Annotated in this window: 24 protein-coding genes; 17 read left to right on the top strand and 7 right to left on the bottom strand. The window is 66.3% G+C overall.

Translation table 11 applies throughout. The features are described from left to right. Positions 1–14: 14 nt before the first annotated feature. The 4 genes from pyrC (at position 15) to KT882_RS30250 (ending at position 4,244) form a co-directional block, all read left to right on the top strand. Complete coding sequence (pyrC, locus tag KT882_RS30265) at positions 15–1,064, top strand: dihydroorotase (RefSeq protein ID WP_161071086.1); 1,050 nt, start codon at positions 15–17, stop codon at positions 1,062–1,064. A gap of 14 nt (positions 1,065–1,078) precedes the next feature. Continuing rightward, positions 1,079–1,927 carry a DUF3025 domain-containing protein gene (locus KT882_RS30260; protein ID WP_161071085.1) on the top strand — a complete coding sequence of 283 codons (849 nt, stop codon included), beginning with the start codon at positions 1,079–1,081 and terminating at the stop codon, positions 1,925–1,927. A 64-nt stretch (positions 1,928–1,991) separates the two neighbouring features. Then, positions 1,992–2,984: a Gfo/Idh/MocA family protein gene (locus KT882_RS30255; protein WP_161071084.1), complete on the top strand. Its 993-nt coding sequence runs from the start codon at positions 1,992–1,994 to the stop codon at positions 2,982–2,984. Between the two features lie 42 nt (positions 2,985–3,026). Next, entirely contained in the window at positions 3,027–4,244 is a 1,218-nt protein-coding gene (locus KT882_RS30250) for an MFS transporter (RefSeq protein ID WP_161071083.1), read from the top strand. A 63-nt stretch (positions 4,245–4,307) separates the two neighbouring features. Here the strand turns inward: KT882_RS30250 and KT882_RS30245 are convergent, their stop codons facing one another. Next, positions 4,308–5,180, bottom strand: a complete 873-nt coding sequence (locus tag KT882_RS30245) for a M23 family metallopeptidase (RefSeq protein WP_161071082.1) — start codon at positions 5,178–5,180, stop codon at positions 4,308–4,310. Between the two features lie 52 nt (positions 5,181–5,232). Continuing rightward, positions 5,233–7,332 carry an ATP-dependent DNA helicase RecG gene (gene recG / locus KT882_RS30240; protein WP_161071081.1) on the bottom strand — a complete coding sequence of 700 codons (2,100 nt, stop codon included), beginning with the start codon at positions 7,330–7,332 and terminating at the stop codon, positions 5,233–5,235. 66 nt (positions 7,333–7,398) lie between these two features. On the opposite strand from recG, the gene queA reads away from it, so the two are divergent. From queA to KT882_RS30190, 10 genes are all read left to right on the top strand, one after another. After that, the gene (queA, locus tag KT882_RS30235) at positions 7,399–8,439 is read left to right on the top strand and encodes a tRNA preQ1(34) S-adenosylmethionine ribosyltransferase-isomerase QueA (protein WP_161071080.1); all 1,041 of its coding nucleotides are present in this window, start codon (positions 7,399–7,401) and stop codon (positions 8,437–8,439) included. 8 nt (positions 8,440–8,447) lie between these two features. Beyond that, positions 8,448–9,587, top strand: a complete 1,140-nt coding sequence (tgt, locus tag KT882_RS30230) for a tRNA guanosine(34) transglycosylase Tgt (protein ID WP_228894040.1) — start codon at positions 8,448–8,450, stop codon at positions 9,585–9,587. A 127-nt stretch (positions 9,588–9,714) separates the two neighbouring features. Beyond that, on the top strand, positions 9,715–10,044 hold the full coding sequence (yajC, locus tag KT882_RS30225; RefSeq protein WP_161071078.1) for a preprotein translocase subunit YajC: 330 nt from the start codon (positions 9,715–9,717) through the stop codon (positions 10,042–10,044). Positions 10,045–10,107: 63 nt separating this feature from the next. After that, positions 10,108–11,976 carry a protein translocase subunit SecD gene (gene secD / locus KT882_RS30220; protein ID WP_228894039.1) on the top strand — a complete coding sequence of 623 codons (1,869 nt, stop codon included), beginning with the start codon at positions 10,108–10,110 and terminating at the stop codon, positions 11,974–11,976. 21 nt (positions 11,977–11,997) lie between these two features. After that, the gene (secF, locus tag KT882_RS30215) at positions 11,998–13,029 is read left to right on the top strand and encodes a protein translocase subunit SecF (RefSeq protein WP_161071076.1); all 1,032 of its coding nucleotides are present in this window, start codon (positions 11,998–12,000) and stop codon (positions 13,027–13,029) included. 66 nt (positions 13,030–13,095) lie between these two features. After that, positions 13,096–13,785, top strand: coding sequence for a helix-turn-helix transcriptional regulator (locus KT882_RS30210; protein WP_187358605.1), 690 nt, complete (start codon positions 13,096–13,098; stop codon positions 13,783–13,785). A 214-nt stretch (positions 13,786–13,999) separates the two neighbouring features. Continuing rightward, positions 14,000–14,614, top strand: a complete 615-nt coding sequence (locus KT882_RS30205; RefSeq protein WP_161071075.1) for a glutathione S-transferase family protein — start codon at positions 14,000–14,002, stop codon at positions 14,612–14,614. 202 nt (positions 14,615–14,816) lie between these two features. Beyond that, positions 14,817–15,956, top strand: a complete 1,140-nt coding sequence (locus KT882_RS30200) for a merozoite surface protein 3b (protein ID WP_161071074.1) — start codon at positions 14,817–14,819, stop codon at positions 15,954–15,956. Positions 15,957–15,979: 23 nt separating this feature from the next. After that, positions 15,980–16,303 carry a DUF6384 family protein gene (locus KT882_RS30195; protein WP_161071073.1) on the top strand — a complete coding sequence of 108 codons (324 nt, stop codon included), beginning with the start codon at positions 15,980–15,982 and terminating at the stop codon, positions 16,301–16,303. Between the two features lies 1 nt (position 16,304). After that, positions 16,305–17,570: a coiled-coil domain-containing protein gene (locus KT882_RS30190; RefSeq protein ID WP_228894038.1), complete on the top strand. Its 1,266-nt coding sequence runs from the start codon at positions 16,305–16,307 to the stop codon at positions 17,568–17,570. A 7-nt stretch (positions 17,571–17,577) separates the two neighbouring features. On the opposite strand, the gene KT882_RS30185 is transcribed toward KT882_RS30190, so the two are convergent. From KT882_RS30185 to KT882_RS30170, 4 genes are all read right to left on the bottom strand, one after another. Then, on the bottom strand, positions 17,578–18,768 hold the full coding sequence (locus KT882_RS30185; RefSeq protein WP_161071071.1) for a pyridoxal-phosphate-dependent aminotransferase family protein: 1,191 nt from the start codon (positions 18,766–18,768) through the stop codon (positions 17,578–17,580). Positions 18,769–18,834: 66 nt separating this feature from the next. Continuing rightward, positions 18,835–19,671, bottom strand: a complete 837-nt coding sequence (locus tag KT882_RS30180) for an HDOD domain-containing protein (RefSeq protein WP_161071070.1) — start codon at positions 19,669–19,671, stop codon at positions 18,835–18,837. Between the two features lie 94 nt (positions 19,672–19,765). Further along, on the bottom strand, positions 19,766–20,050 hold the full coding sequence (locus tag KT882_RS30175; RefSeq protein ID WP_161071069.1) for a hypothetical protein: 285 nt from the start codon (positions 20,048–20,050) through the stop codon (positions 19,766–19,768). 52 nt (positions 20,051–20,102) lie between these two features. Beyond that, on the bottom strand, positions 20,103–20,537 hold the full coding sequence (locus KT882_RS30170) for a MarR family winged helix-turn-helix transcriptional regulator (RefSeq protein ID WP_161071068.1): 435 nt from the start codon (positions 20,535–20,537) through the stop codon (positions 20,103–20,105). A 76-nt stretch (positions 20,538–20,613) separates the two neighbouring features. Here KT882_RS30170 and KT882_RS30165 point away from each other — a divergent pair, with 76 nt between their 5' ends. Continuing rightward, positions 20,614–21,537 carry a DMT family transporter gene (locus tag KT882_RS30165; RefSeq protein ID WP_161071067.1) on the top strand — a complete coding sequence of 308 codons (924 nt, stop codon included), beginning with the start codon at positions 20,614–20,616 and terminating at the stop codon, positions 21,535–21,537. Positions 21,538–21,562: 25 nt separating this feature from the next. Further along, entirely contained in the window at positions 21,563–22,501 is a 939-nt protein-coding gene (locus KT882_RS30160) for a GlxA family transcriptional regulator (protein ID WP_228894037.1), read from the top strand. Between the two features lie 79 nt (positions 22,502–22,580). Here the strand turns inward: KT882_RS30160 and KT882_RS30155 are convergent, their stop codons facing one another. Next, a complete protein-coding gene (locus KT882_RS30155; protein ID WP_228894036.1) occupies positions 22,581–25,160 on the bottom strand; it encodes a transporter substrate-binding domain-containing protein in 2,580 nt (859 codons plus the stop codon). A gap of 136 nt (positions 25,161–25,296) precedes the next feature. Here KT882_RS30155 and KT882_RS30150 point away from each other — a divergent pair, with 136 nt between their 5' ends. Further along, a complete protein-coding gene (locus KT882_RS30150; RefSeq protein ID WP_228894035.1) occupies positions 25,297–26,367 on the top strand; it encodes a porin in 1,071 nt (356 codons plus the stop codon). Positions 26,368–26,418 lie beyond the last annotated feature (51 nt).

Here is a 26,418-nt window from a genome sequence, read left to right as displayed (position 1 = left end):
TGAGAGCAGCCGCCATGTCCAACATTGCAACCCCAGACAGCATCACCATCATCCGCCCAGACGACTGGCATTTGCACCTGCGCGACGGCGCCACCATGGCCAGCGTGCTGCCGCACAGCGCGCGCCAGTTCGGCCGCGCCATCGTCATGCCCAACCTGAAGCCGCCGGTCACCACCGTGGCCGCCGCCGAAGCCTACCGCAGCCGCATCCTGGCCGCGCTGCCGGCTGGCGTGCAGTTCGAGCCGCTGATGACGCTGTACCTGACCAATAACACCGAGCCGGACGAAATCCGCCGCGCCGTCGACAGCGGCTTTGTGCACGCCGTGAAGCTGTACCCGGCAGGCGCCACCACCAACTCGGACGCCGGCGTGACCGACCTGAAAAACTGCTACAAGACGCTGGAAGTGATGCAGGAACTGGATCTGCCTTTCCTGGTGCACGGCGAAGTGACCGATCCGGACGTGGACGTGTTCGACCGCGAGGCCGTCTTCATCGAACGCGTCATGCGTCCGCTGCGCAAGGACTTCCCGGAACTGAAAGTGGTGTTCGAGCACATCACCACGCGCCAGGCCGCCGAGTACGTGGCCGAAGCGGAAGGCCCTATCGCCGCCACCATCACCGCGCACCATCTGCTGTACAACCGCAACGAGATCTTCAAGGGCGGCATCCGTCCGCACTACTACTGCCTGCCTATCCTGAAGCGCGAAGAGCACCGCCTGGCGCTGATGACGGCCGCCACCAGCGGCGACGAGCGCTTCTTCCTGGGCACCGACTCCGCGCCGCACCCGCAAGGCCTGAAAGAGCACGCCTGCGGCTGCGCCGGCTGCTACACCGCGCTGCACGCGATGGAGCTGTACGCCGAAGCCTTCGAGCGCGCCGGCGCGCTGGACAAGCTGGAAGCCTTCGCCAGCCTGAACGGCCCTGCCTTCTACAACCTGGAGCCGAACGCAGGCACCATCACCCTGCGCCGCGAACAATGGACGCTGCCTGCCACGCTGCCGCTGGGCGACCTGGAAGTGGTGCCGCTGAACGCGGGCGAAACCATCAACTGGAAGATGGCCTGAGGCCTGTAGCCAGCGTGTTTTCAGCAATCGACTGGGCGCGCCCCTGGCTGCATTCGGTGCGCGCCGCCGCTGCGGCGGCGGGCGTCGATACGGATTTTGAATCGGACTCCGGCGCGGCCAGCATCATCCCCTTCTTCAGCGCGCAAGCAAGCGCGCGAAAATTGTGCAATCATCAAGGGCTGCCGCTGGCCTTCGTGCCGCAGAGTGCGCTGCCGGAAGGCGTGGCCTACGAGGAGTTCATCGGCGCCACGGGCGGCGTACCCACGCGCGAAAACCTGCACGACTTCTTCAACGCGCTGGTGTGGCTCAGCTTCCCGCTCATCAAGCGCCAGCTGAACGCCCTGCAGGCCGCGCAGATCGCGCAGGACGGCGTCGGCAAATCGCGCGGCCCGGCCCGCGACGCCGCCACGCTGTTCGACGAGAACGCCGCGCTGCTGGTGGTGCGCGACTGCGAGCAGGGCAGGGCGCTGGTGCAGGCGCTGCGCGGCCACGAATGGCGCGCGGCCTTCGTCGAGCTGCGCGCGCTGTTCGGCACGGACGCGCAGGTCTGGCTGTTCGGCCATGCGCTGATGGAAAAGCTGGTGGCGCCGTACAAGGCCATCACCGCCCACACGCGCATCGTGATGGCGGACGACGGCTACTTCGCGCTGGACCGCGCCGGCCAGCAAGCCTGGCTGGACGCGCAAGTGGCGCAAGCGCTGGCGCAGGAAGGGCTGAGCAAAACGGGCTTCACGCCGCTGCCGGTGCTCGGCGTGCCCGGATGGTGGCCGCAGCAGGACGAAGAATTTTATAGCGACGCGGCGGTCTTCCGCCCGAAACGAAAACCGAACGAACACGGCGTCAAAACCGTACCAACACCGTAGGGCGGGTTAGCGCGCAGCGCGTAACCCGCCAAGCGCCGCCCGAGCGGCAGAAAGTGAAAAGACAATGGACAAGGTAATCCGCTGGGGCATTCTGGGCACGGGCAAAATCGCCAAGGCGATGGCTGAAGGCCTGCGCGACACCGATGGCGCCGAATTGGTAGCGGTAGCATCGCGCACCATGGAGGGCGCGCAGCAGTTCGGCGCCGCATACGGCGTGCCGCGCTGCCACGGCAGCTACCAGGCGCTGGCCGACGACCCGGACGTGGACGTCATCTACATCGCCACGCCGCACCCCATGCACTACGAGAACGCCATCATGTGCCTGAACGCGGGCAAGGCCCTGCTGGTGGAAAAATCGTTCACCATCACGCGCTGGCAGGCCGAGGAAATCGTCGCCCTGGCGCGCGCCAAAAAACTGTTCATGATGGAAGCGATGTGGAGCCGCTTCATGCCCGCCATCGTGGAAGCCAAGCGCATCGTCGACAGCGGCGAGATCGGCAAGCCCGCCGGCGTGACGGCGGACTTCGGCTTTGCCGCCAGCGCCGGTCCCGAGCACCGCCTGTTCAACCCCGAGCTGGGCGGCGGCTCGCTGCTCGACCTGGGCATCTACCCGCTGTCGCTGTCGGCCTTCTTCCTCGGCCCCGTGGCCTCGGTGCAGGCAGTGGGCGAACTGGGCGCCACCGGCGTGGACGTGCAGGCCTCGTTCACGCTGCAGCACGAAAGCGGCGCGGTTTCGTCCTGCCTCTCCAGCCTGCGCGCCGCCTCGCCGTGCGAACTGACCATCTCCGGCGACAAGGGCTATGTGCGCCTGAACTCCCGCTTCCACTACACCAACTCCATCACCGTGGGGTTGCTGGACGGCAGCAAGACCGAATTGCATATTCCGCGCAGCGGCAACGGCTACCCGCATGAAGCGGCCGAGGTGGTGCGCTGTCTGCGCGCAGGCCTGCTGGAAAGCCCGGTCATGCCGCTGGACGAAAGCGTAGCGCTGATGGGCATACTCGACACCATGCGTGCCCAGATCGGCGTGCGTTACAGCGCCGACTCGCAGCGCTAAGCACAACAGGTAGCACAACAAAAAACAACCAGGGGACCAGCCATGTTCACATCCGACCGCGCGCCGTCGCTCAAATCCGTGCTGCTTGCCAGCGGCGTCGTGCTGACGCTGGCCATGGGCGTGCGCCACGGCTTCGGCTTCTGGATGCAGCCCATCTCGGAGGCCAACGGCTGGACCCGCGAGACCTATTCGCTGGCGCTGGCCTTGCAGAACCTGATGTGGGGCGCCTTCGGTCCCTTTGCCGGCATGGCGGCGGACCGCTTCGGCACCATGCGCGTGGTGCTGGCCGGCGCGGTCAGCTATATGGCGGGCCTGGTGTGGATGGCGCTCGTTACGCAGCCCACGCTGTTCATCGTCGGCTCAGGCGTGTTCATCGGCCTGGGACTGGCCTGCACGGCGTTTGGCGCGGTCAGCGGCATCATCGGCCGCGTGGCGCCGGTGGAGCGGCGCTCATGGGCTTTCGGCGTGTCCGGCGCGGCCAGCTCCTTCGGCCAGTTCCTCATGATGCCGCTGGAGCAGTACCTGATTTCCTCGGTGGGCTGGCAGAGCGCCTTCTACCTGCTGGCGGCGGCGGTGATTATCGCCATGGTGCCGATGGCCTTCTTCCTGCGCGAGCCGCCGGTGGTCCACGCGGGCAGCGCGCAGCAGAGCATAGGCGAGGCTTTCGGCGAGGCGCTGCGCAACCGCTCCTTCCTGTTCCTGGTGGCGGGCTATTTCGTGTGCGGCTTCCAGGTGGTGTTCATCGCGGTGCACCTGCCGGCCTACCTGAAGGACAAGGGCGTGACCGATCCCAGGATCGCCGTGATGGCGCTGGCGCTGATCGGCCTGTTCAATATTTTCGGCTCCTTCTACGCTGGCAAGTGGGGCGGCATGGTGCCCAAGCGCTACCTGCTGTCCGGGATCTACTTCATCCGTTCCATCGTGATCACGCTGTTCCTGCTGGCGCCCCTGTCGTCCATATCGGTGTACTTGTTCGCGGCTGCGATGGGCTTTATCTGGCTGTCCACGGTGCCGCTCACGAACGGCATCATCGCGGGCATTTTCGGCGTCAAGCATATGTCCATGCTGGCGGGCGTGGTGTTCTTCTCGCACCAGATAGGCAGCTTCCTCGGCGTGTGGCTGGGCGGCTATCTGTTTGCCTTGCAGGGCAATTACAACGTGGTGTGGGGGATTGCGATCGCGCTGGGCGTGATGGCGGGGCTGGCGAATCTGCCGGTGGACGAACGCGCTCTGGCGCGCGGTGCGCTCAAGCCCGCGTAGCCTGATGAAAACCTGGCTGATACGGGCGGCGGTGGCGGGCGCGCTTGCGCTTGTGTTCCTGGCTTATTTGCGGCCGGACTTCTTGCTGGACTTGGGCGCGCGGTTCGTGATGTGCTTCTGAGACGAGGCCTTGGAGGATTTGGCTTTGTCGGATTTGCCGGTCTTGCCGGTTTTTTCCGTTTTGGCGCCTTTGCCCGATTTACCTGCCTTGCCGGCTTTGGCCGGCGCCACGTAGGGCGCTTTGGTGACAAAGCTGCCGTCGGTGGAGGTGTACTGCTTTGCGCTCAGCGCGGAGGGCAGTGCGGTTTCTTCCAGGCCGGCCAGCAGGTTTTTCGGATCGGTGCGGGCGCCGTTGTAGAACGCTTCCAGGTGCAGGTGCGGGCCGGTTGAGTGCCCGGTCTTGCCGGACTGGCCGATGGATTGGCCTGCCACCACTTCGTCGCCCACTTTCACGTCGCGCGTGTTCAGGTGCGCGTACAGCGATTTGAAGCCGTTCAGGTGTTCAATCACCACCACTTCGCCGTATTTCTTGTCGCCTTCGTAGCGGTTGGTGGAGGCCACCACCACGCCGCTGTCGGTCGCCTTCACGGGCGTGCCGACCGGGGTGGAGATGTCCACGCCGCCATGGGCGCGGCGGCCGCGCAACGCGCCGAAGAAGCTGCTCACGCGCGCTTTCGCGCTTTCCAGGGGCCAGAGCCATTTCGACTTGGCCGACTTGTCCGCCGCTGCCGGCGCCGGAGTTGGCGCCGTCACGGGCACAGGCACGGCGGCAGGGGCCGCTGCGCCGGCGGGGGCTGCCGACGGCGTGGCCGCCGCCGTTGTCATGGCCGCCGTTGCCGCGCCTGCGGCCTGCTGCTCTGCGTGTGCGGACTGGGCCAGCTGCAGGCAGGCTGCGGCTACGGCCAGGGACAGGAGGGAAGTGGAAATTTTGCGCATAAGGTGGGCGAGTTTCGCACAGCCTGTTCCCGCTTGCAACTTTTTACAAGTTTTACACTTTCAGGAATTCTTCCCGTCCGCCCAGCCACCGTTCCAGGTGGGTTTCCACGATTTCCGCGCTGCCCGGGTCGTGCAGCAGGGCGTGGGCGGTGTCGCGCGCCTGGTCCACCAGCCAGCCGTCGGTTTCCAGGTCGGCGAAGCGCAGCATGGCCTGGCCGCTCTGGCGTGAGCCCAGGAATTCGCCCGGACCGCGTATCTCCAGGTCGCGCCGTGCGATCTCGAAGCCGTCCGTGGTTTCGCGCATGGTCATCAAGCGCTGCTTGGCGATCTGGCCCAGCGGGCTTTGATACAGCAGCAGGCACACGCTGGCCGCCGAGCCCCGGCCCACGCGCCCGCGCAGCTGGTGCAGCTGCGACAGGCCGAAGCGCTCGGCGTGCTCGATCACCATCAGCGAGGCGTTCGGCACGTCCACGCCCACCTCGATCACGGTGGTGGCCACCAGCACCTGCATCTCGTTGGCGCTGAAGGCGTCCATGATGGCCTGCTTCTCGGCGGGCTTGAGGCGGCCGTGCACCAGGCCCACGTTCAGGTCCGGCAGCGCTTCGGCCAGCAGCTGGTGGGTCTCGGTGGCGGTCTGCAATTGCAGCGCTTCGGATTCCTCGATCAGCGGGCAGACCCAGTACACTTGCCGCCCCTCCTGCGCCGCCGCGTGCACGCGGGCCACCACCTCGTCGCGCCGGTTCTGGTCGATGGCGCGCGTGACGATGGGCGTGCGGCCCGGCGGCAGCTCGTCGATCACGGACACTTCCAGGTCGGCGTAATAAGTCATCGCCAGCGTGCGCGGGATGGGTGTGGCGGACATCATCAGCTGGTGCGGAATGGCGCCCTCGTTGCCCTTGTTGCGCAGCGTGAGGCGCTGGCCCACGCCGAAGCGGTGCTGCTCGTCCACGATCACCAGGCCCAGGTTCTCGAACCGCACCGTGTCCTGTATCAGCGCGTGGGTGCCGATTACCAGCCGCGCCTCGCCGGATTCCACCAGTTCGGTGGCCAGCGTCTTTTCCTTTTTCTTCAGGCTGCCCGTCAGCCACACCACCTTCACGCCCAGCGGTTCCATCCACGCGGCGATCTTGCGGAAGTGCTGGTCGGCCAGGATCTCGGTGGGCGCCATCAGCGCGGCCTGGTAGCCGCTGTCGATGGCTTGCGCTGCCGCCAGCGCGGCCACCACGGTCTTGCCCGCGCCCACGTCGCCCTGCAGCAGGCGCTGCATCGGGTACTGCTGGCGCAGGTCGGCGCGTATCTCGTCCAGCACACGCTGCTGCGCATTGGTCAGCTTGAAGGGCAGCGCGGCCTGGAAGGCTTTCGACAGCTGGCCCACTTTCTTTAGCGCGGCCGCGCCCTTGGAGCGGCGCGCCTGCTGCGCGCGCTTCAAGGACAGCTGCTGCGCCAGCAGTTCGTCGAACTTCACCCGCGTCCAGGCAGGATGCGAGCGGTCCATCAGCGCGTGCTCGTCCACTTCCGGCGTGGGGTAGTGCAGCAGGCGCACGGCGGGTTCAAAGTCGCTCAGGTGCATGCGCCGCACCAGCTCCGCAGGCAGGGTGTCGGTCCAGTCCACGCGCTTCATGGCGTCGGTGATGGCGCGCCGCAGGATGTACTGCGGCAGGCCTTCGCCGGACGGGTAGACCGGCGTGAGGGAGGCGGGTAGCGGCGCGCCTTCGTTGATGACTTTATAAACCGGGTGCACCATCTCGGCGCCGAAGAAGCCATGCTTCACTTCGCCGCGCGCCCGTATCCGCGTGCCCTCGGCCAGCTGCTTGACCTGGCTGCCGTAGAAATTCATGAAGCGCAGCTGGATGTCGCCCGTTTCGTCTGCGATGTGCACCAGCAGCTGGCGGCGCGGCTTGAAGCCGATTTCGTTCTTCGTGACCACGCCTTCCACCTGCCAGGTCTGCCCGCCGCGCAGGCAGGCGTCGGCGATGGTGAAGACCTGCGTTTCGTCCTCGTAGCGCATGGGCAGGTGCAGCACCAGGTCCATATCGGTGCGCAGGCCCAGTTTGGCGAGCTTGGCTTCGGCGTTGGCGGCGGTGAGCTTGCCGCCGCTTTTGCGTACGTTAGCTGGTGGTTTTTTGACAGGTTTTTGCGTCGGTACGGGCATATTTCAGATGCTTTGCGGGCTACTAGCGTAAAATAGAGGGTTGCCCAACAGTTTCAGAAGTGCGTCATGTATTCTCTATCAGATTTCGATTTTAACTTGCCACAGGAGCGCATAGCGCAATTTCCGCTGCCGGACCGCAGCGCATCGCGCCTGCTGCACGTGGACGGACAAGGCGCAGCCTTCGCGCTGCACGACCGCCAGTTCACCGATATCCTGGACCAGCTCCAGGCCGGCGACCTGCTGGTGATGAACGACACCCGCGTGCTGAAAGCCCGTTTCTTCGGCGTCAAGGACAGCGGCGGCAAGGTCGAGGCCCTGGTTGAGCGCGTGCTGGACACCCGCACCGTGCTGGCCCAGGTGCGCGCCTCCAAGTCGCCCGGCCCCGGCGTGAAGATACGCCTGGCGGACGCTTTCGACGTCACCGTCGGCGAGCGCGCCGGCGAGTTCTACACCCTGCACTTTGAAGACGACGTGTTCGAGCTGATCGAAGCGCACGGCCGCCTGCCGCTGCCGCCCTACATCGAGCACGCCGCCGACGAATTCGACGAAACCCGCTACCAGACCGTGTTCAACAAGGTGCCGGGCGCCGTCGCCGCGCCCACGGCCGGCCTGCACTTCGACGAAGCGCTGCTGCAAAAGCTCAGGGACAAGGGCGTGAACTTCGCCTACGTCACCCTGCACGTGGGCGCCGGCACCTTCCAGCCGGTGCGCACCGAGAACCTGGCCGAGCACAAGATGCACACGGAGTGGTACACCATGCCGCAAGCCACGGTGGACGCGGCCCGCGCCGCCCGCGCCGCCGGCCGGGACGTGGTTGCCGTGGGCACCACCAGCCTGCGCGCACTGGAATCGGCCTCGCAGGGCGGCGCGCTGGAAGCGGGCAGCGGCGACACCAACCTGTTCATCACGCCCGGCTACCAGTTCAAGACGGTGACCCGGCTGATTACCAATTTCCACCTGCCGAAATCGACCCTGCTGATGCTGGTGTCGGCTTTCGCCGGTTTTGACGAGATCCGCCTGGCCTACGCCCACGCGATCGCCAACGAATACCGCTTCTTCAGCTACGGCGATGCGATGCTGCTGACCACGCAAGCCCGAGCACACTAAGGATTACTATGCTGGAATTTAAACTCATCAAGACCGACACCACCGGCTTGACCAAGGCCCGCCGCGGCACCGTGAAACTGAACCACGGCGAGGTGCAGACCCCGATTTTCATGCCGGTCGGCACCTACGGCTCGGTGAAAGCCATGTCGCCGCTGGAGCTGAAGGAAATCGGCGCCCAGATCATCCTGGGCAATACCTTCCACCTGTGGCTGCGCCCCGGCAACGACGTGATGTCCAAGTTCGGCGGCTTGCACGGCTTCATGGGCTGGGACAAGCCCATCCTGACCGACTCGGGCGGCTTCCAGGTGTTCTCGCTGGGCGATATGCGCAAGATCACGGAAGAGGGCGTGCACTTCAATTCGCCCATCAACGGCGACAAGCTGTTCCTGTCGCCGGAAATCTCGATGCAGATCCAGCGCGTGCTGAACTCGGACATCGTGATGCAGTTCGACGAATGCACGCCGTATGAAATCGACGGCCGTCCGGCCACGGTGGACGAGGCGGCCAAGTCCATGCGCATGTCGCTGCGCTGGGCGCAGCGCTCCATGGACGAGTTCAAGCGCGGCGAGAACCCGAACGCGCTGTTCGGCATCGTCCAGGGCGGCATGTTCGAGAACCTGCGCGACGAGTCGCTGGCCAAGCTGGAAGAGATCGACTTCCCCGGCCTGGCCATCGGCGGCCTGTCAGTGGGCGAGCCCAAGGAAGACATGATGCGCGTGCTGGCCCACGTCGGCCCGCGCCTGCCGGCCAACAAGCCGCACTACCTGATGGGCGTGGGCACGCCGGAAGACCTGGTGGCAGGCGTCTCGAACGGCATCGACATGTTCGACTGCGTGATGCCGACCCGGAATGCGCGCAACGGCTGGATCTTCACCCGCTTCGGCGACATCAAGATCAAGAACGCGCGTTATAAAGAAGACACGCAGCCGCTGGACGAAACCTGCTCCTGCTACGCCTGCCGCAACTTCTCGCGCGCCTATCTGCACCATCTGCACCGCTCGCAGGAGATCCTGGGCGCGCGCCTGAACACCATCCACAACCTGCATTACTACCTCGACATCATGCGCCAGATGCGCGAGGCGCTGGACGAGGACCGCTTCCCGGCCTGGGTGGCGCAATTCCACGCCGACCGCGCCCGTGGCGTGTGACGTGGCGCGGAAGCTGCAAACTTGTAAAAACATTTATAGGCCCAACATAGCCCAAACGTCTAGCCAGGACCGGCCAGTGCTAGAATACAGCGCTATTTTTTCAAACTAATATATTACTGGAGTCCCTGTGTTCATTTCCAATGCCTACGCTCAAGCCCCTACCGACATGCTCGGCCTGGGTGGCAATCTCACCAGCTTCCTGCCGCTGGTCCTGATGTTCGTGGTCATGTACTTCCTGATGATCCGTCCTCAGCAAAAACGCGCCAAGGAACAGAAGGCGATGATGGACGCGCTGGCCAAGGGCGACGAAGTCGTCACCGCCGGCGGCATCCTGGGCAAGGTCTCCAAAGTGACCGATGTCTACGTGACCCTGGAAGTGGCCGCCGGCACCGAGATCGTGGTGCAAAAGCCATCGGTCACCACGCTGCTGCCTAAGGGCACGCTGAAAGCGCTGTAAACCACACCGGGCCGCCTATCCAGCATACGCGGCCCGTTTCAGTCTCTCTGGAACGCAGAATATATGAATCGCTATCCTGTCTGGAAGTACATCGTCATCGCCATTACCGTGCTGCTGGGCGCACTGTATACGGCGCCCAACTATTTCGGCGAGTCGCCGGCGCTGCAGGTCACCAGCGGCAAGTCCACCGTCAAGGTCAGCAGCGAGCTGAGCGGCCGCGTGGACAGCCTGCTCAAGCAGGAGAAACTGGCCCATGAGGCCGTGACCCTGGACGGCACCGGCACCCACAGCTCGGTGCGCGTGCGCTTTGCCGACACCGACACCCAATTCAAGGCCAAGCTGGCGCTGGAACGCGCCCTCAATCCGGATGCGGAAGACCCGGCCTACATCGTCACCAACAACCTCACGGCCAACACGCCGCGCTGGATGCAGAGCATCCGCGCGCTGCCGATGTACCTGGGCCTGGACTTGCGCGGCGGCGTGCACTTCCTGATGCAGGTGGACGTGCAGGCCGCGCTGGACAAGCGCGTGCAGGGCATCCAGACCGCCGTGCGCAGCCAGCTGCGCGACAAGAGCGTGCGCCACGCCGGCATCGAGCGCAAGGGCAACACCGTCGAGGTGAAGTTCCGCGACGCCGCCACCCGCAGCGCCGCCCGCACCGTCATCGCCGACCAGCAGCCCGACCTGACCATGGCCGATAGCGCCGACGGCGCCGACCTGCTGCTCACGCTGAGCCTGAAGCCGGCCGCGCTGAAGGAAGCCATGGACAACGGCGTACGCCAGAACATCGCCACGCTGTCCAAGCGCGTCAATGAACTGGGCGTGTCCGAGCCGGTGATCCAGCAGCAAGGCCCGGACCGCATCGTGGTCCAGCTGCCCGGCGTGCAGGACGTGGCGCGCGCCAAGGCCATTATCGGCCGCACCGCCACCCTGGAAGTGCGCATGGTCGACGAAACCGTCACCCCCGGCACCGAGCTGCAGGCGGCCGTGCCGTTCAACTCCGAGCTGTTCACCGTCGGCAAAGGCGTGCCTGTGGTCCTGCTGAAGGACATCGTGCTGACCGGCGACTACATCTCGCGCGCCACCGCCAGCTTCGACCAGAACCAGCAGCCTGCCGTGTCGATCGACCTGAACGGCGACGGCGGCCGCAAGATGCGCGAAGCCACCCGCGAACGCGTGGGCAAGAAAATGGCCATCGTGCTGTACGAACAGAAGGGCAAGCCGGAAGTGCTGTCGGTGGCCACCATCCAGAGCGAACTGGGTAGCAGCTTCAACATCACCGGCATGGGCAATGCCGAGAACTCGGCCGAGCTGGCGCTGCTGCTGCGCTCCGGCGCGCTGTACGCCCCGATGACCGTGATCGAGGAACGCACCGTCGGTCCCGCTCTGGGCGCCGAGAACATCAAGAAGGGCCAGCTGTCCATGGTGTACGGCTTTGCCGCCATCGCCGTGTTCATGATCATCTACTACATGATGTTCGGCTTCTTCAGTGTGCTGGCGCTGGGCGTCAACCTGCTGCTGCTGATCGCGCTGCTGTCGACCATGCAGGCCACGCTGACCCTGCCGGGCATCGCCGCTATCGCGCTGGCGCTGGGCATGGCGATTGACGCCAACGTGCTGATCAACGAGCGCATCCGCGAGGAACTGCGCGCCGGCAACTCGCCGCAGGCGGCCATTGCGGCCGGCTTCGACCGCGCCTTCGCCACCATCCTGGACTCCAACGTCACCACGCTGATCGTCGGCCTGGCGCTGCTGGTGTTCGGTTCGGGCGCCGTGCGCGGCTTCGCCGTGGTGCACTGCCTGGGCATTCTGACCTCGATGTTCTCCGCCGTCTTCGTGTCGCGCGGCGTCGTTAACCTGTGGTACGGCCGCAAGAAAAAGCTGCAGTCCATCGCCATCGGCACGGTCTGGGTTCCAGGCCAGTCGAAATAACCGTACAGAAGGTAGAACAACATGGAATTTTTCCGCATTAGAAAAGACATCCCGTTCATGCGCCACGCGTTGATCTTCAACGTGGTGTCGGCGCTGACCTTCGTGGCGGCTGTCTTCTTCCTGCTGCACAAGGGCCTGAACCTGTCGATCGAGTTCAAGGGCGGCACCGTGATGGAGGTGAAATACCCGCACGCGGCCAACCTGGAAGGCGTGCGCGCCACCGTGCAGGGCCTGGGCTACGAGCATCCTGAAGTGACCAGCTTCGGCACCGCGCGCGACGTGATGCTGAAACTGCCTATCGCCCACGCGGCGGCGGGCAAGGACTCGGCCAACGCCTCGCAGAAAGTGTTCGACGCGCTGTGCAAGGCCGACGGCGGCAGCGTCAAGCGCATGGAGCTGGTCTCCGCCAAGGGCGAGCAAATCGCCAAGAACGCCTGCGTGGACGCGGCCGGCGCCGAGACCGTGCAGCTGAACAAGGTGGAGTTCGTCGGCCCGCAGGTGGGCGACGAGCTGGCCCAGAACGGCCTGAACGCGCTGGTGATGGTGATCATCGGCGTGATGATCTACCTGGCCGTGCGCTTCGAGTGGAAGTACGCGGTGGCGGCGATTATCGCGAACTTGCACGACGTGGTCATCATCCTGGGCTTCTTCGCCTACTTCGGCTGGGAATTCTCGCTGACGGTGCTGGCGGCGGTGCTGGCGGTGCTGGGCTACTCGGTCAACGAGTCGGTGGTTATTTTCGACCGTATCCGCGAAAACTTCCGCAAGCAGCGCAAGGCTTCGGTGCATGAAGTGATCGACAACGCGATCACCTCCACCATCTCGCGTACCATCATCACCCACGGCTGCACGCAGATGATGGTGCTGTCCATGCTGCTGTTCGGCGGCCCGACGCTGCACTACTTCGCGGTGGCGCTGACCATCGGTATCTGCTTCGGCATTTACTCGTCCGTGTTCGTGGCTGCGGCCGTGGCCATGTGGCTGGGCGTGAAGCGCGAAGACCTGATCAAGCCGGTCAAAGAGAAAGACGAAACCGACGGCGCCGTGGTGTAAGCCACCGGTCCCCGAGAATGCCGCCACGCGCAAGCCTGGCGGCATTTTTTATACACGAGGAAGCACATGAGCCGTACCGGACGATTATTCCAGCTGATGGACGCCATGCGCGGCAGCCGCCGCCCCGTCACGGCGGCCGCGCTGGCCGAGCAGCTGGGCGTGTCCGAGCGCACCATCTACCGCGACATGCAGACCCTGGCCGAGCTGGGCGCGCCGCTGGAAGGCGAGGCCGGCGTGGGCTACCTGCTGCGGGCCGGCTTCTTCCTGCCGCCGCTGATGTTCGGCGCCGACGAGCTGGAAGCGCTGGTGCTGGGCGCGCGCTGGGTCAAGCGCCAGGGCGACGCCGAGCTGGCGAAGGCCGCCGCCAGCGCGCTGGCCAAGATCGCCACCGCCACCCCCAAAGACTTGCGCGACGACATGGCCGAGACCAGCCTGTGGGTGCCGATAGGTTTCAACGATCACGACGACCCGCATATCCCGCCGGCGCGCCGGGCCATACGGCGCCAGCACAAGCTGCGCATCTGCTACAGCGACGAACAGGGCCGCGCCTCCGAGCGCGTGGTGTGGCCGTTCGCGCTGGCCTATTTCGAGGGCAAGCGCCTGCTGGCCGCCTTCTGCGAAATGCGCGGCGCGCTGCGCCATTTCCGCATGGACCGCATCCGGTCCGCCGAGACCATCGCCGAGCGCTATCCCACGGCGCGGCATGCGCTGCTCAAGACCTGGCGCGCGGAAAACGGCATCAGCGAGGAGAGCTAGGCACTACGTTAAACAACGCACAGAGGCGGGCGGCGCGGGGGAATATAGTGGAACTGTCTCTTTCAGGACATCCCTAGTTTTGGACTTCGCCCGCCCTTACCGGCGGGCATTTTTTTAACAAGGAAATTTAACAAACTTATCAAAGGCTACTGACAGAAACTGTCGCAGCCGTCTCCTAAGATAGCTTTATCGCACATCACTTACGGAGACAGCAATGCGCATTTACCACCACCCGATCTCGTCCAACGCCCGCCGCGTCGCCATGGTGGCAGCCCATCTGAACGCGGATGTGGAATTCGTCGAAGTGAACCTGATGAGCGCGGAAGACCGCCGCCGCCTGGGCGAACTCAATCCCAACAGCAAGATCCCGGTACTGGAGGACGACGGCTTCGTGCTGTGGGAGTCCTGCGCCATCATGCAATACCTGGCCGACAAGACGCCGGGCCAGACCGTCTACCCGCAGGACATGCGTGTGCGCGCCGACATCAACCGCTGGCTGTTCTGGGCCTGCCAGCATTTCGCGCCCGCCATCGGCGTGCTGACCTGGGAGCGGGTGTGGAAGGGCATCGTCACCGGCCAGGGACCGGATGCGCGCGAGGAAGAGCGCGGCGAGAGCGACCTGGCCGACTACGCCACCGTGCTGGACAAGCACCTGGCGGGCCGCCAGTGGGTGGTGGGCGACAGCCTGACCCTGGCCGACCTGGCGCTGGCCGCGCCGCTCATGTACACCGAGCGTGCCGCGCTGCCGCTGGACGGCTATGCCAATCTGACGGCCTGGTTCGGCCGCATGCAGCAGCTGCCCGCGTGGCGGCAAACCGCGGAGGCCTGACGCCATGTGCCTGCTATGCGAAACGGCGCGCAAGTCGCGCCAGCGGCTGGCGGCCAGGACGCCGGCCCCGCCCCGGCTTCCTCCTCCGCCGCCGCCCAGGAATGCCATTCCCGCGGGCTGAGATTTTCGCAAGGATGTTTTTGTTATAAGATGCGTAGCAGGCTACTTTCTTTATAGCAAACCCATCACTTGCGAGTCTCGAATGAACCAAATCAGCTACCTCGACCGCGCCGTCAATGCGCTGCGCACCATAGGCGTCAACCTGGGCAACCGCGAGGATGCGCCCGTCATTCCGCTGCTGGAAAAAGTGTCGAAATATGACGCGGTGAAAATCACGTCCATCGCCACCACGCTGCAGTACTCGTCCACCTTCAATGCCGCCGTGCGCGAGCAGATCCAGGGCATGGACATCTCCACCCGCTACGCCGACATCACCACCGGCTTCAACTCCATCCGCGAGGACGCCGAGAAGATGGCCGGCTGGATGGCGGACGGCAAGCTGGACTTCCAGGAACGCATCCAGATGGGCTGGATGAAAATGCGGCGCGGCTCGATTCCGGACCGCTTCAACGACATCCGCGCCACCTATCTGGACGTGGCCAAGTCGGCCAACGAACAGATCCAGCGCGAGAGCGCCATCCTGGAAGCCTACCGCGACTTCCGCATGGCGCTGAAAGCGTCCGAAGTGGAAGCGCAGCAGGTGCTGGAAGTGGCCACCAAGGCGCTGGAAGAGCGCAAGCTGGCGCTGGACGTGGCCAACAAGGCCACCGAGAACGTGGCCGACGCCGTCGAGCGCGCCCGCCTGGAACTGGTGCGCGACGAAGCGCTGCGCGCCGTGCAGGACGAGGACAAGTCCTACCAGATCGTGAAGGACATCGCCGACGACCTGAAGACCTCGTACAACACGGCCGAACTGGTGTTCGCCCGCCTGCAGCAGACCCACACCATCAAGGAGCGCATCTACCAGCGCGCCGTGACCTTCTTCGCCACCAATGAAGTGGTGTTCACCGGCCTGGCCGCGTCGTTCACCTCCATGGCCGGCCTGGCCGAAACCACCGCCACCATGGACGCCATGACCGACGGCATCAACCAGGGCCTGGAGACGCTGGCCAAGGCCGGCGGACAGCAGCTGGAAGCCGGCCTGCGCGCGGGCTACGGCTCCACGCTGAAAGCCAGCTCGGTGGGTGCGCTGGCCACCGCCATCGTCGAATTCCAGGGCAGCAGCCTGAAGCTGATCCAGGAGCTGCGCGAAGAATCGACCCGCACCTCGAAGGAAATCGAAGCGGCCACCGAGGACAGCAAGCAGCGCTTCATCGCCCTGCTGAACAAAGGCGCCGCGTAAGGGTGGCGATCGTGGCGGGAGCGTTGTCCGAGCAGCTCGGCGCGATGGCCATCATCGACGAGCTGCGCCACAAGCAGATGGTGGTGGACGAGCACCTCGACCTGCCCCGGCGGCGCGAGGAAGTGGGCGCGCGCATCCGCGAGTATTACGCCGCCAACGGCCTTGCCGTGGACGACGAGCTGATTGCCGAGGGCGTGCGCGCCTACTTCGCACAGCGCCTGGAATTCGAGCCCGGTCCCGGCGATGCCGGCGAGCGTGAAAAGGCGCTGCAATACATCGCCGCCCGGCGCGCCGGCCAGGGCCGCCCGTCGGGCTGGCGCCGTTGGCTGTCGGGGCTCGTGAAATAATATGCTTGCAACGGAATTCACCGCCGCCATCGGCGAAAACACCCGCATCTATAAGGGCAAGCTGGAAAGCTGCGACGCGCGCGCCGCCGAGGCGGGCCGCGACGAACTGGCGCTGGAGCAGAAGATAGGCGGCTTGCTGCGCCAGGTGGCCGGACTGCACCTGGCCGAGAACGACAGCATCGCCGCCGAAGCGGAGCGCGAGCTGGCCTTCCGGGCCGACGAGGAACAGGCCCTGCGCGCCGAGCTGCAAACGGTGAGCAGCGACATCGCCAACCACGTGGCGGCCATCCGCCAGCGCGGCGCGGAGATCCGCGAGGCCGCGCTGCGCCCCGGCGCGCAGATGGACGCTGCGCAGATTTTGCAGGCCGCGCGTGAGGCCTACCAGCGCGCCGAATCGGCGCACGAGGCGCAGCTGGCCATGAACGCCGAGCTGGAAGCCGAGATCAGCGCCAAGCTGGCGCGCTACAGCAGCGACGAACTGTACGCCTACCTGAAGGCCGCAGGCTACGGCACGCCGTCCTACCGCAGCGAGGACGGCGATCCTGCGAAAGACGAGTGGATTGCGGGCCTGTGCAATTTCGCGAACAACCGCCGCAACGAGAACATCCTGCTCGCCATGCAGGAAGCCTTGCCGCTGCGCGCCGAGCGCAGCGCGCAGGCCCTGGCCGAGGCGCGCGCGGAGCTGGACCGGCTGTCCTTCGCGCCGCCGCCGCCCACCATCGCCGAACGCATCGCGCAAGCCGTGGCGCCGCTGGAGGCGGCTGTCGCGCAAGCGGATGAACGCCTGCGCCGCGTGCGCGCCAGCCTGGCCGACTACGCTGCGCGGCGCGACCCGCGCTACCTGCGCGCGCAGGAACTGCAGGCCGCCAGCCTGAAGTCGCTGCCGATCGCGGAGCTGATCGCGCAGGCACGCGCCACGCCCAGCCCGGAGGACGACAAGCTGGTGCTGGAAGTGGTGAACCTGCAGGACAAGCTGGCCTGCAGCCGGCGCGACTACGAACGCGCGCTGGCCGCGCGCCAGCACGCCGAGGCGGACGCCCAGCGCGCCGAAGCGCTGGAAGCGGACCTGCGGCGCGGCGGCTTTATCGACACCAAGGAGATTGACTACCGCGACGGCCTGGACCTGCCTTCGCTGGTCGGCCGCTACATGAACGGCGAGTTGTCGCTGGGCGGCTTCACGCTGGAGCTGCAGCAGTTCGCCCGCGAGCTGCGGCCGAAATTCCGCTACGGCGAAACCGCCTGGGGCAGCGGCGCAAGCCGCAGCTAAGCGGACCTTACAACGCGCCCTGCAACTGGCGCTCCAGCGCGGCCACGCCGGCCGCCACGTCCACGTCCGCGCCCAGGTCCTTCATGGTCGAACCCAGCGCGTGCAGCGTGCGGAACAAGTGATGGGCGCGGCACTGCTCGCCCATCTGGCCGATGCGCACGATGTTCAGGCCGAAGGAGCCGGAAATCTCCACCCGGTATTTCAGCGAAATCTGCTCGCAGATCTCGGCGCGGTTGATCCCCTCCGGCACCACGATGCCCACCACCGAATTCAGGCGCGACTCCGGCTGGCCGTACAGCCGCAGCCCCATCGCCTCCACGCCGCGCTGCAGGCCCAGCGAGCAGCGCAGGTGGCGCGCGAAGCGCTGCTCCAGCGTCTCCTGGCAGATCAGGTGCAGCGCCTCGTGCAGCGCCAGGATGCCGGATACCGGCGCCGTGTAGTGGTAGGACGCGTTGTGCCAGAACTGCTCCGCCAGTTTGGCGTCCAGGCACCAGTGCGGCGGCTGCACCGGGCGCGCGTTGATGCGCTCCCAGGCGCGCTCCGAAAACGCGATCAGCGACACGCCGGGTATCGACGACAGGCCCTTCTGGCCGCCGGTCACCACCGCGTCTATCTTCCAGTTGTCCATCTCGCACGGCATGGTGCTCAGCGTGCAGACCGCGTCCACGATCACGTAGCAGCCGTACTCGCGCGCCAGCCGGGTAATCTGCGGCAGGTGGATGTTGAACACGGTGGACGAGGTTTCGCCCTGGGCGATGGTCAGCACTTCGGGACGGAAGCGCTCGAGGTGCTCGCGCACGGCCGCCACCTGGGCTGCCTCGCCGTCCGGCACGTTCAGGCATTCCACCTGGCCGCCCACGCGGGTGGCCATCTCGGCGAAGCGGCGGCCGAAGTAGCCGTTGCACACGCTCAGTACGCGGGTGCCGGGGAAGACCAGGTTGCACACGCTCATCTCCATCGCCGCCGAGCCGGGGCCGGCCACGCCCAGTATCCAGCGCGACTCGGTCTGGAACACATAGCGCGCCATTTCCTTCATCTGGTGGATGATCTTCGCCATCGTGCCGCCGAGGTGGTTGATGACGATGGAATTGGCCTGCGCCACGCTGTGCGGAATCGGCACCGGACCGGCGCCCATCATCAGCAGCGGTTCGGACGGGAGGAGGGAGTTGATGCTGTCTACGGTGGGCGGCGAGAACATGGGAAGCTTGAGTTGTAGTTAATGTTGCTACAACTATAGCGCAAACAGCGCTAAACTGCCCCGAACCTACAGCATCAGCACCGCGAACAGGGATTGCACGTCGCTGGCCGATTCACGCAGGATAGTATCCAGCGTGCCGTCGCCCACGGCGAAATCGAGGGTGCGGGCGGCGGCCGGGGTGGTGGCGCCGGGGCGCTGGTGCATGGGGGAGGGCACCGGCGCCAGGTCGTTGGCCAGCAGCAGGGTGTCGCCCAGGTTTTCCGGCGGCAGCGCGCGCAGGCCGTCCCACATGGCCTCCACGGACTGCATCACGGCCTCGGGCACCACCAGCTTGCGCAGCACGCCGCGCCCGATTTCCACCTCGCCATGCTCCACCCAGTCCTCCGGCTCGCCCTGCATGATGCCGGGGTAGGCGTCGGCCTGCGCCAGCATGTAAAACGCGCCAACCTCGTGGATAATGCCGGTAAACAGCGCCGTATCGGGATCAACATGGGTCACGCGGCGTGCAATCACCTGGGCCAGGGCCGCCACGTGGGCGGTATGCTCCCACAGCTGGGCCGACATGGCCTGCAGGGCCGGATCGACGATCTTGCTGCCGAGCTGGCGCACGATGAGCGCGGCCACCAGCGACTGCAAGGTCCGCACGCCGAGTCGCTGGACGGCCGAGCGCACGCTGGAAATTTCGGTACCTGAACGGTTGTAAGCGACCGAATTGGCGATTGCCACGGTGCGGGCCGCCAGCAATGGGTCGGCCTGTATCAGCTTGGCCGCCGCCTCGACATGGCAGTTGGGATCGCTGAGCGCCTCCTGCAGCCGGATCGATGCGTTCACATTGGTCGGGAACGCAAGGTCCCCCCGGCTCGCTTGAGCAGCGATATGCTTGAAGGCGTCCAGTCTGTCCATCAGGAAATTATACGCAAATTATTGCCTTGTGGAATTTATTTGCGACACGTTCTGCCGGGAAAGGGAGTGCGCCGCAGCGCGCTCCCTCTCTATTTTAGTCGGCTTCGCTGAAGATGGCGTCGCATCCTTCGCTGGTGCCTTCGCTGTCTTGCAGTTCGTCCACCAGGCCGAGGTCGAACAGCTCCTCGATGGCGTTCATGAAGCTGTTGTGCTTGGTGGCGCCGATCAGGCGGTAGATTTCGCCTTCTTCATTGCGCACGCCGATCAGCAGCTTTTCCTTGCGCACTTCATCGGGCGTGTCCACGTTGAGCAACAGGTTGCCGATGATGTGCTTGTCGAATTTCGCAGGCTTTTTGCCTTCGAGCAGAGAGGTTTTCAATGTCGTTCCTTGGTTGTTGGGGGGATGGGCGCGTTGGGCGCAGGGCCGGATCTCAGGCGCCGCCGGCCGATATGACCTGTTTGAGGCCGGACAGGACTTTTTCAAGGGCGGCGAAATCGTCGTCGCTGTAGTTGGCGAACACGTCGCCGCCACGGCTTATGACCTTGGGAAACACGTCGCGGAACACCTGCTCTCCTTGCGGTGTGAGACGGATGAACCACGAGCGCTTGTCGTCCAGGCTGCGCTGGCGTTCCACCAGGCCTTTCTGTTCCAGGCGCTCGATCACGCCCGTCATGGTGCCTTTGGTGATCAGGGTTTTGTCGCCGAGTTCTTTGTAGGACATGCCTTCGGTGTTGCCCAGCGTGGCGATGATATCGAATTGCGCATGGGTCAGCCCGCACTCGCGCACGTGCTCGCCGGACAGGCGTTCAAAGCCCTGCATGCACTCGGCCAGCAGCCGGATGCTTTTCAAATATCGTTCACCCATAGACCATGATTATAGCGCCTGCTGCGCGGCGGCAATCGCGGTACACTACGCGGCTAGCCAATATTACCAAACCGACATGCCGTCCCTGCCTAACCACCTCCGGGGCATCGCCGCCCTGCTGCTCGTCACCCTGGTCTGGGGCACGACCTTCCCCGCCATGAAGGACATGACCGACTACCTGTCCACCAACTGGATCGTGGTGTCGCGCTTTGCCATGGCCAGCCTGATCCTGTCGCCCTTCCTGTTGCGCGCCAAATGGGCGGACTGCCGCTACGGCCTGGCCAGCGGCCTGGTGCTGTTCTTCTGCTATCTGTTCCAGGTGGAGGGCCTGGCGCTGACCACGTCCAACCGCAACGCCTTCGTCTGCGGCCTGAACGTGCTGGTGCCGCCGCTGCTGGGCGTGTTCCTGGGCAAGCTGCCGGAACGCCGCATCGTGGCCGCCCTGGTGCTGGCGCTGGTGGGCCTGTTCGCGCTGTGCTGGGACGGCGCCTTCGTCTGGGGCAAGGGCGACACGCTGGCGCTGCTGGCCGCGCTGTGCTTCGGCTGCTACATCAAGCTGATGGAGGTGTTCACCCGCAAGACCGAGCGTCTGATGAGCCTGACCGCCGCGCAAATCCTCACCGTGGCCGTGTGCGCTGCGCTGTGGATTGCCTTCCGCGAAGTGCCGCGCGGCCCGGTGGCGGCGCCGCAGGACATGGGCGACTATTGGGAATACATCTGGCAGGGCCTGAAGCTGTACCGCTGGAACCTGATTTACCTGGGCGTGGTGGCCACGGCCCTGATTATTTCGCTGCAAACCTGGGGCCAGAGCCACAGCTCGGCCAACGAGGCGGCCGTGATCTACGCCTTCGAGCCGGGCTGCGCGGCCATTTTCGGCTATCTGTGGCTGGGCGAAACGCTGGCGTGGACGGGCCTGCTCGGCGCGATATTGTTGATCTCCGGTATGATAGTGAGCCAATGGAGCGTTGCCCGGCCACCGACCGCGCTGGCGCCCGAGTAATCAACCACCCAGCTTAGATCCGCCGATGCCGTTTTCCAATTTGTCCCGCCTGTCCCGGGAGCAGCCGCTGCGCATGCTGCTGGTCCTTGCCGGCGAGGCGGACACGCTCACCTGGGCCGGCCTGGTCCAGCCGTTGCGCCTGGCCGCGCGCAGCGTGGGCGTGCGGTTCGAGCTTGATATCCGCAGTCCGCAGCAGGTGGCCGAGGCGCCGCCGGGCGGCTGGCACGTGGCGCTGCTGGTGGCCGACGAGCAGCAGGCCGAGTCCCCGCCGGCGCAGCTGCGCCTGGTGGCCGAGCGCCTGCGCAGCGCGCCCTACTGGGGCGGAGTGGGCGCGGGCGTGCTGTGGCTGGCCGAGGCGGGCATGATGGGCGGCGTGCGCATTGCGCTGCCGTGGGCCTTGTATGCGGACACCGAGGGCATCACCGAGCGCGCCATCCTGACCCCGCACCTGTTCGAGATCGACGGGCCGCACCTGAGCTGCTGCGGCGGCTCGGCCAGCGCCGACTTCGCGCTGACCTTGATCGACGCGCTGTACGGCGCCAATGTGCAGGCCGAGGTGAAGGAGGCGCTGTGCATAGACCGCGTGCGCAGCCACGAGGAGCGCCAGCGGGTGGCCTTGCAGGCGCGCTTCGGCGCCTTGCAGCCCAAGCTGTCGGAGGCGGTGACGCTGATGGAGGCCAATATCGAGGAGCCGCTGTCCACCGACGACATCGCCAACCTGGTGGGCCTGTCGCGCAGGCAGCTGGAGCGGCTGTTCAAGCAATACCTGGGCAGCTTGCCCTCGCGCTACTACCTGGAGCTGCGGCTGCAGCGCGCGCGCCAGCTGCTGCTGGAAACCAATTCGTCCATCGTGCAGGTGGGGCTGATGTGCGGCTTCTCGTCCGGCTCGCATTTCTCCACCGCCTTCGGCACCCTGTTCGGCAACACTCCGCGCGAGGAGCGGCAGCGCAAGCTCAACGGCTGAACCGGCGGGTTACGCCGCGTTGCGGCTAACCCGCCCTACGGTTTTCATGCGATGGGACGTCGTTATAGCGGAGGGCGGGTTAGGCGGAGCCGTAACCCGCCGATGCCGTCGCGGGCAGCGCCACGATGCCATGCGTGGCGCTGGCCGTGCCTGCGGTGGGTTCCGGCGCCACCAGCGGCAGGGTCAGCTCGAAGCGCGTGCCCTTGCCGTCCTCGCTGTGCAGCGCGATGGCGCCGCCCAGCACGCCCGACACCAGCGTCTGCACAATGTACAGCCCCAGTCCCGAGCCCCCCTGGCCCATGCGGGTGGTGAAGAAGGGGTCGTACACCTTGTTGCGGTGCTCGGCCGGAATGCCGGCGCCGTCGTCCATATAGCTGAGCTGCACGCGCTCGCCGGCCGGCGTGGCCGTAATCCGCACGGTGCCGCCCGGATGGTTTGCGAAGCCGTGCACCAGCGTGTTCTCCAGCAGGTTGGACAGTACTTGTGCCAGCGGCCCGGGGAAGCTGTCCAGCTCGATATCGGCGGCGATCTCGACCACGATGCGGTGCGGCGTGCCCTTCCAGGCGTTGTGGTGGGTGGCCACCACTTCGCGCACGATGTGCGCCAGGCCGAAGCGGCGCCGCCGCACGCTGGCCTGGTCCACCGCGATTTCCTTGAAGTTGTCGATCAGCGCCGAGGCGCGGTAGGCGTTGCGCTCGATAATGCCGCAGGCCTGCTGGCACTGCTGCACAAACTGGTCGGCCTGCGAGCGGCGCAGCCCGCCGCTGGCCAGGGCGCCGCCGAACTCGCGCACCAGGTCGTGCAGCGAGGTGGCGGCGGTCAAGGTGCTGCCCAGCGGCGTGTTCAGTTCGTGCGCCATGCCGGCCACCAGCCGTCCCAGTGAGGCCACTTTCTCGGTCTGCACCAGCTGCTCGGCGGCCAGGCGCAGTTCGTCGTTGGCGCGGCTCAGCTGCATGGTGCGCTGCTCCACGCGCAGTTCCAGCGCCGCGTTCAGCAGCTGGATCTCGTCCTCGCGCGCGCGCCGCATCGACACTTCCTGCTGCAGCTCGGCGGTGCGGCGTTTGACCATCACGCGCAGCTGCACGATGAACACCACCGCCACCAGCACCGCCACCAGCAGCGCGCCCAGCGGGCGGTAGTCGATCTCGTGCGCGTATTGCACCGTGGCCCATTTCTGGCGGATGGCGTCGCGCTCGGTGCGTGGAATGGCGTCGAGCGCCAGGTCCAGTATCGGCAGCAGCTCCGGCCAGTCGGCCCGCACGCCGTAGCCGATGTGGTACTGGTAATCCGTTTCGCCGGCCACGCGGATGTCGCTCGCGCCTTGTTCCACCAGCTGGTGGGTGCCGGTGATCAGCGGGCCGACAAAGGCTTCGATCTTGCCGCTGCGCAGCAGGTCTGCGGCCTGCTGGAAATTGTCCGTGGGCACAGCCTGGATGCCGGGCCAGTCATGCCGCAGCAGGCCCGCCACGCTGGTGCGGGCCGACACGCCCACCGGCTTGCCGGTCAGCCCGCCCAGTCCGCCCGGCGGCGGCGTGCCGACCCGGTTGAAGATCACGATGGGCGTGGTCATGAAGGGCTGCGTCACGTTCAGGTAGGCGCGCCGCTCGGGCGCCTGGGTGATGGCCGAGACGATGTCCACTTCCTTGTTCTGCAGCCTGGCCAGCTGCTCGGCCACGCTCTTGCTGGGCACCAGCTCGAAGCGCACGCCCAGCATTTCCTCCATGCGGTGCAGGAAATCGAGCGAGATGCCGCGTTGCTTGCCGTCCTCGCCGCGCCATTCGATGGGGGCGCGGCCGCCGTCCATGGCCACGCGCAGCACCGGATGGGCGGCCAGCCAGTCGCGCTGGGCCGGTGTGAGCGGCAGCTCGCGCTGCACGTGCACGCCGTCGGCCGCTGCCAGCCAGCGCGAGCGTATCAGTTCGTGCTCGGCCGGGGTGATGGCGGCCAGCCCCTTGTTAACGATGGACAGCAGTTCGGGCGCGTCGTTGCGCAGGGCGAAGCGCACCGTGGCCGCTTCCGAGTAGTAGTACAGCAGGCTGATCTTGAGCTGGCCGGCGCTGCCCAGCATGCGCTGGATCACGGGCAGGTCGTCGAACAGGCCGTCGGCCTCGCCCTTGAGCACGCGCGCCGCGCCTTCCTGCACGTCCGCCACCTCCACCAGCTTGCAGGCCGGGCAGCGTTCGCGCAGCACAGGCACCCGCACCGTGTTCCTCACCACGGCGATGCGCTGCCCGGCGAAGGCGGACAGGGTGCGCGCGGCCGGGTGGTCGGGCCGGGTGGCCAGCGCGATGGGCAGTTCCAAATAGGGCGTGGAGAAATTGAGCCGGGTCTTGCGTTCGGGCCGTTCGCGCGCGCACAGCACGCCGTCCACCTCGTGCGCCATGCCTTTGCGCAGCGCCTCGTCCCAGGTGGAGCCGGCGAACTGGAACTTCAGGCCGGTGTTGCGCGCCACCAGCTGCGCGTATTCGATGGAGGCGCCGGCGAAGGAGCTTGCGCCGCCGTCTTCGCGGCGGAAGTTGAGCGGGGCGTTGTACTGGTCCAGCGCCAGCGTCAGCTGTGGATGGGCTTGCATCCAGGCCTGTTCCTCGGGCGTCAGCGCGACCAGCTGCGCGTGCGCAGGCGCGGCGTGTAGCACACTGGCAACTGCCAGCAGCCACAAGCCGTATAGCCAGCCAGCAAAATGTGTTCGACCAGTTCGCATTGGAGTAACCTTGGGCAGACGCCGTCTGGACAGCATAGCCGAGTATGCAGGACGGAAACAAGGCCCGTCGCAGAATCGTATCCGGGAGTGCACAATGCGGTATCTGTTATTGCTTTCATGCATGCCCAGCCTGGCCTGCGCCCAGCAGGCCGTCACCGTGTTCGGCGTGGCGGACACCTATGTGGCGCAGGTGCGGGCCGACGGCCTGGCCGCCGCCAACCGGGCCGACGCCAGCGGCCTGCTGGCCAGCCGCATCGGCCTGCGGGGGCGGGAAGACCTGGGCGGCGGACTGGCCGCCAATTTCCTGCTGGAGGCCGGCCTGAACAGCGACGACGGCAGCCAGGCCGACGGCAACCGCCTGTTCAACCGGCAGGCCTGGGCCGGGCTGTCCGGGCCGTGGGGCGAGCTGCGCCTGGGACGGCAGAACACCCCGCAGTTTTATATGAACGGCAAGTTTGACGCTTTCACCAGCGGCACCTACGCGTCCGGCTGGAACAATCTGTTCGGCGCGCCGCCGCGCGCGGACAATGCGGTCGGCCTGTTTTCGCCCAGCATGGGCGGCGTGCGCCTGCAGGCGCTGCTGGCGCGCGGCGCCACCGGCGGGGCCGCGCCGCTGGACGAGGCCGCCGCCAACCGCAACCTCCACCTGGCCGCCGAGTACGAGGGGCAGGGCCTGTACCTGGGCGCCAACTGGCAGACGGTGCGCACGGCGGCCTCGGGCACGGTGGCCCGCCGCGCCAGCGCGGGCGGCTCCTATGCGCTGGCCGGCGCCGGGGCCAGCCGGGGCTGGACGCTGTACGCGTCGGCGGGCCGCGAAAGCCGCGCCGACGGCACGCAAAGCACGCGCCTGCTGCAATTGTCGGCCCAGTACCGCTTCAGCCCCCAGGCCGCGCTCGGCTTCGGCTGGGCCGGCCTGCATGACAAGGTTGATTCCAGGAAATTACCTGGCCACGGCGACGCCCGGCAGCTGGGCTTGCTATATCGCTACTGGCTGTCGTCCCGCACCACGCTGTACGGCGCGCTGGCGCAGCTGCGCCAGGACCAGGGCCGCAGCAGCTTCGCGCTGCTGGGCGCCGCCGTGGTGGCGCCGGCGGCCCAGGTACGCTCGCCGCTGCCCGGCGGGGACATCCGGGGCGCGCAAGCGGGCATCCTGCATACCTTCTGAATTATGAAAATCCTTGTCGCATCCGCAAAAGAGTTTTAGCATCCCGCTTTT

It is taken from the genome of Pseudoduganella aquatica, assembly GCF_020865585.1.
Classification (GTDB): domain Bacteria; phylum Pseudomonadota; class Gammaproteobacteria; order Burkholderiales; family Burkholderiaceae_D; genus Rugamonas; species Rugamonas aquatica_A.
Note: the sequence above shows the minus strand (reverse complement) of the source record. Positions and strands in the feature narration are given on the sequence as shown.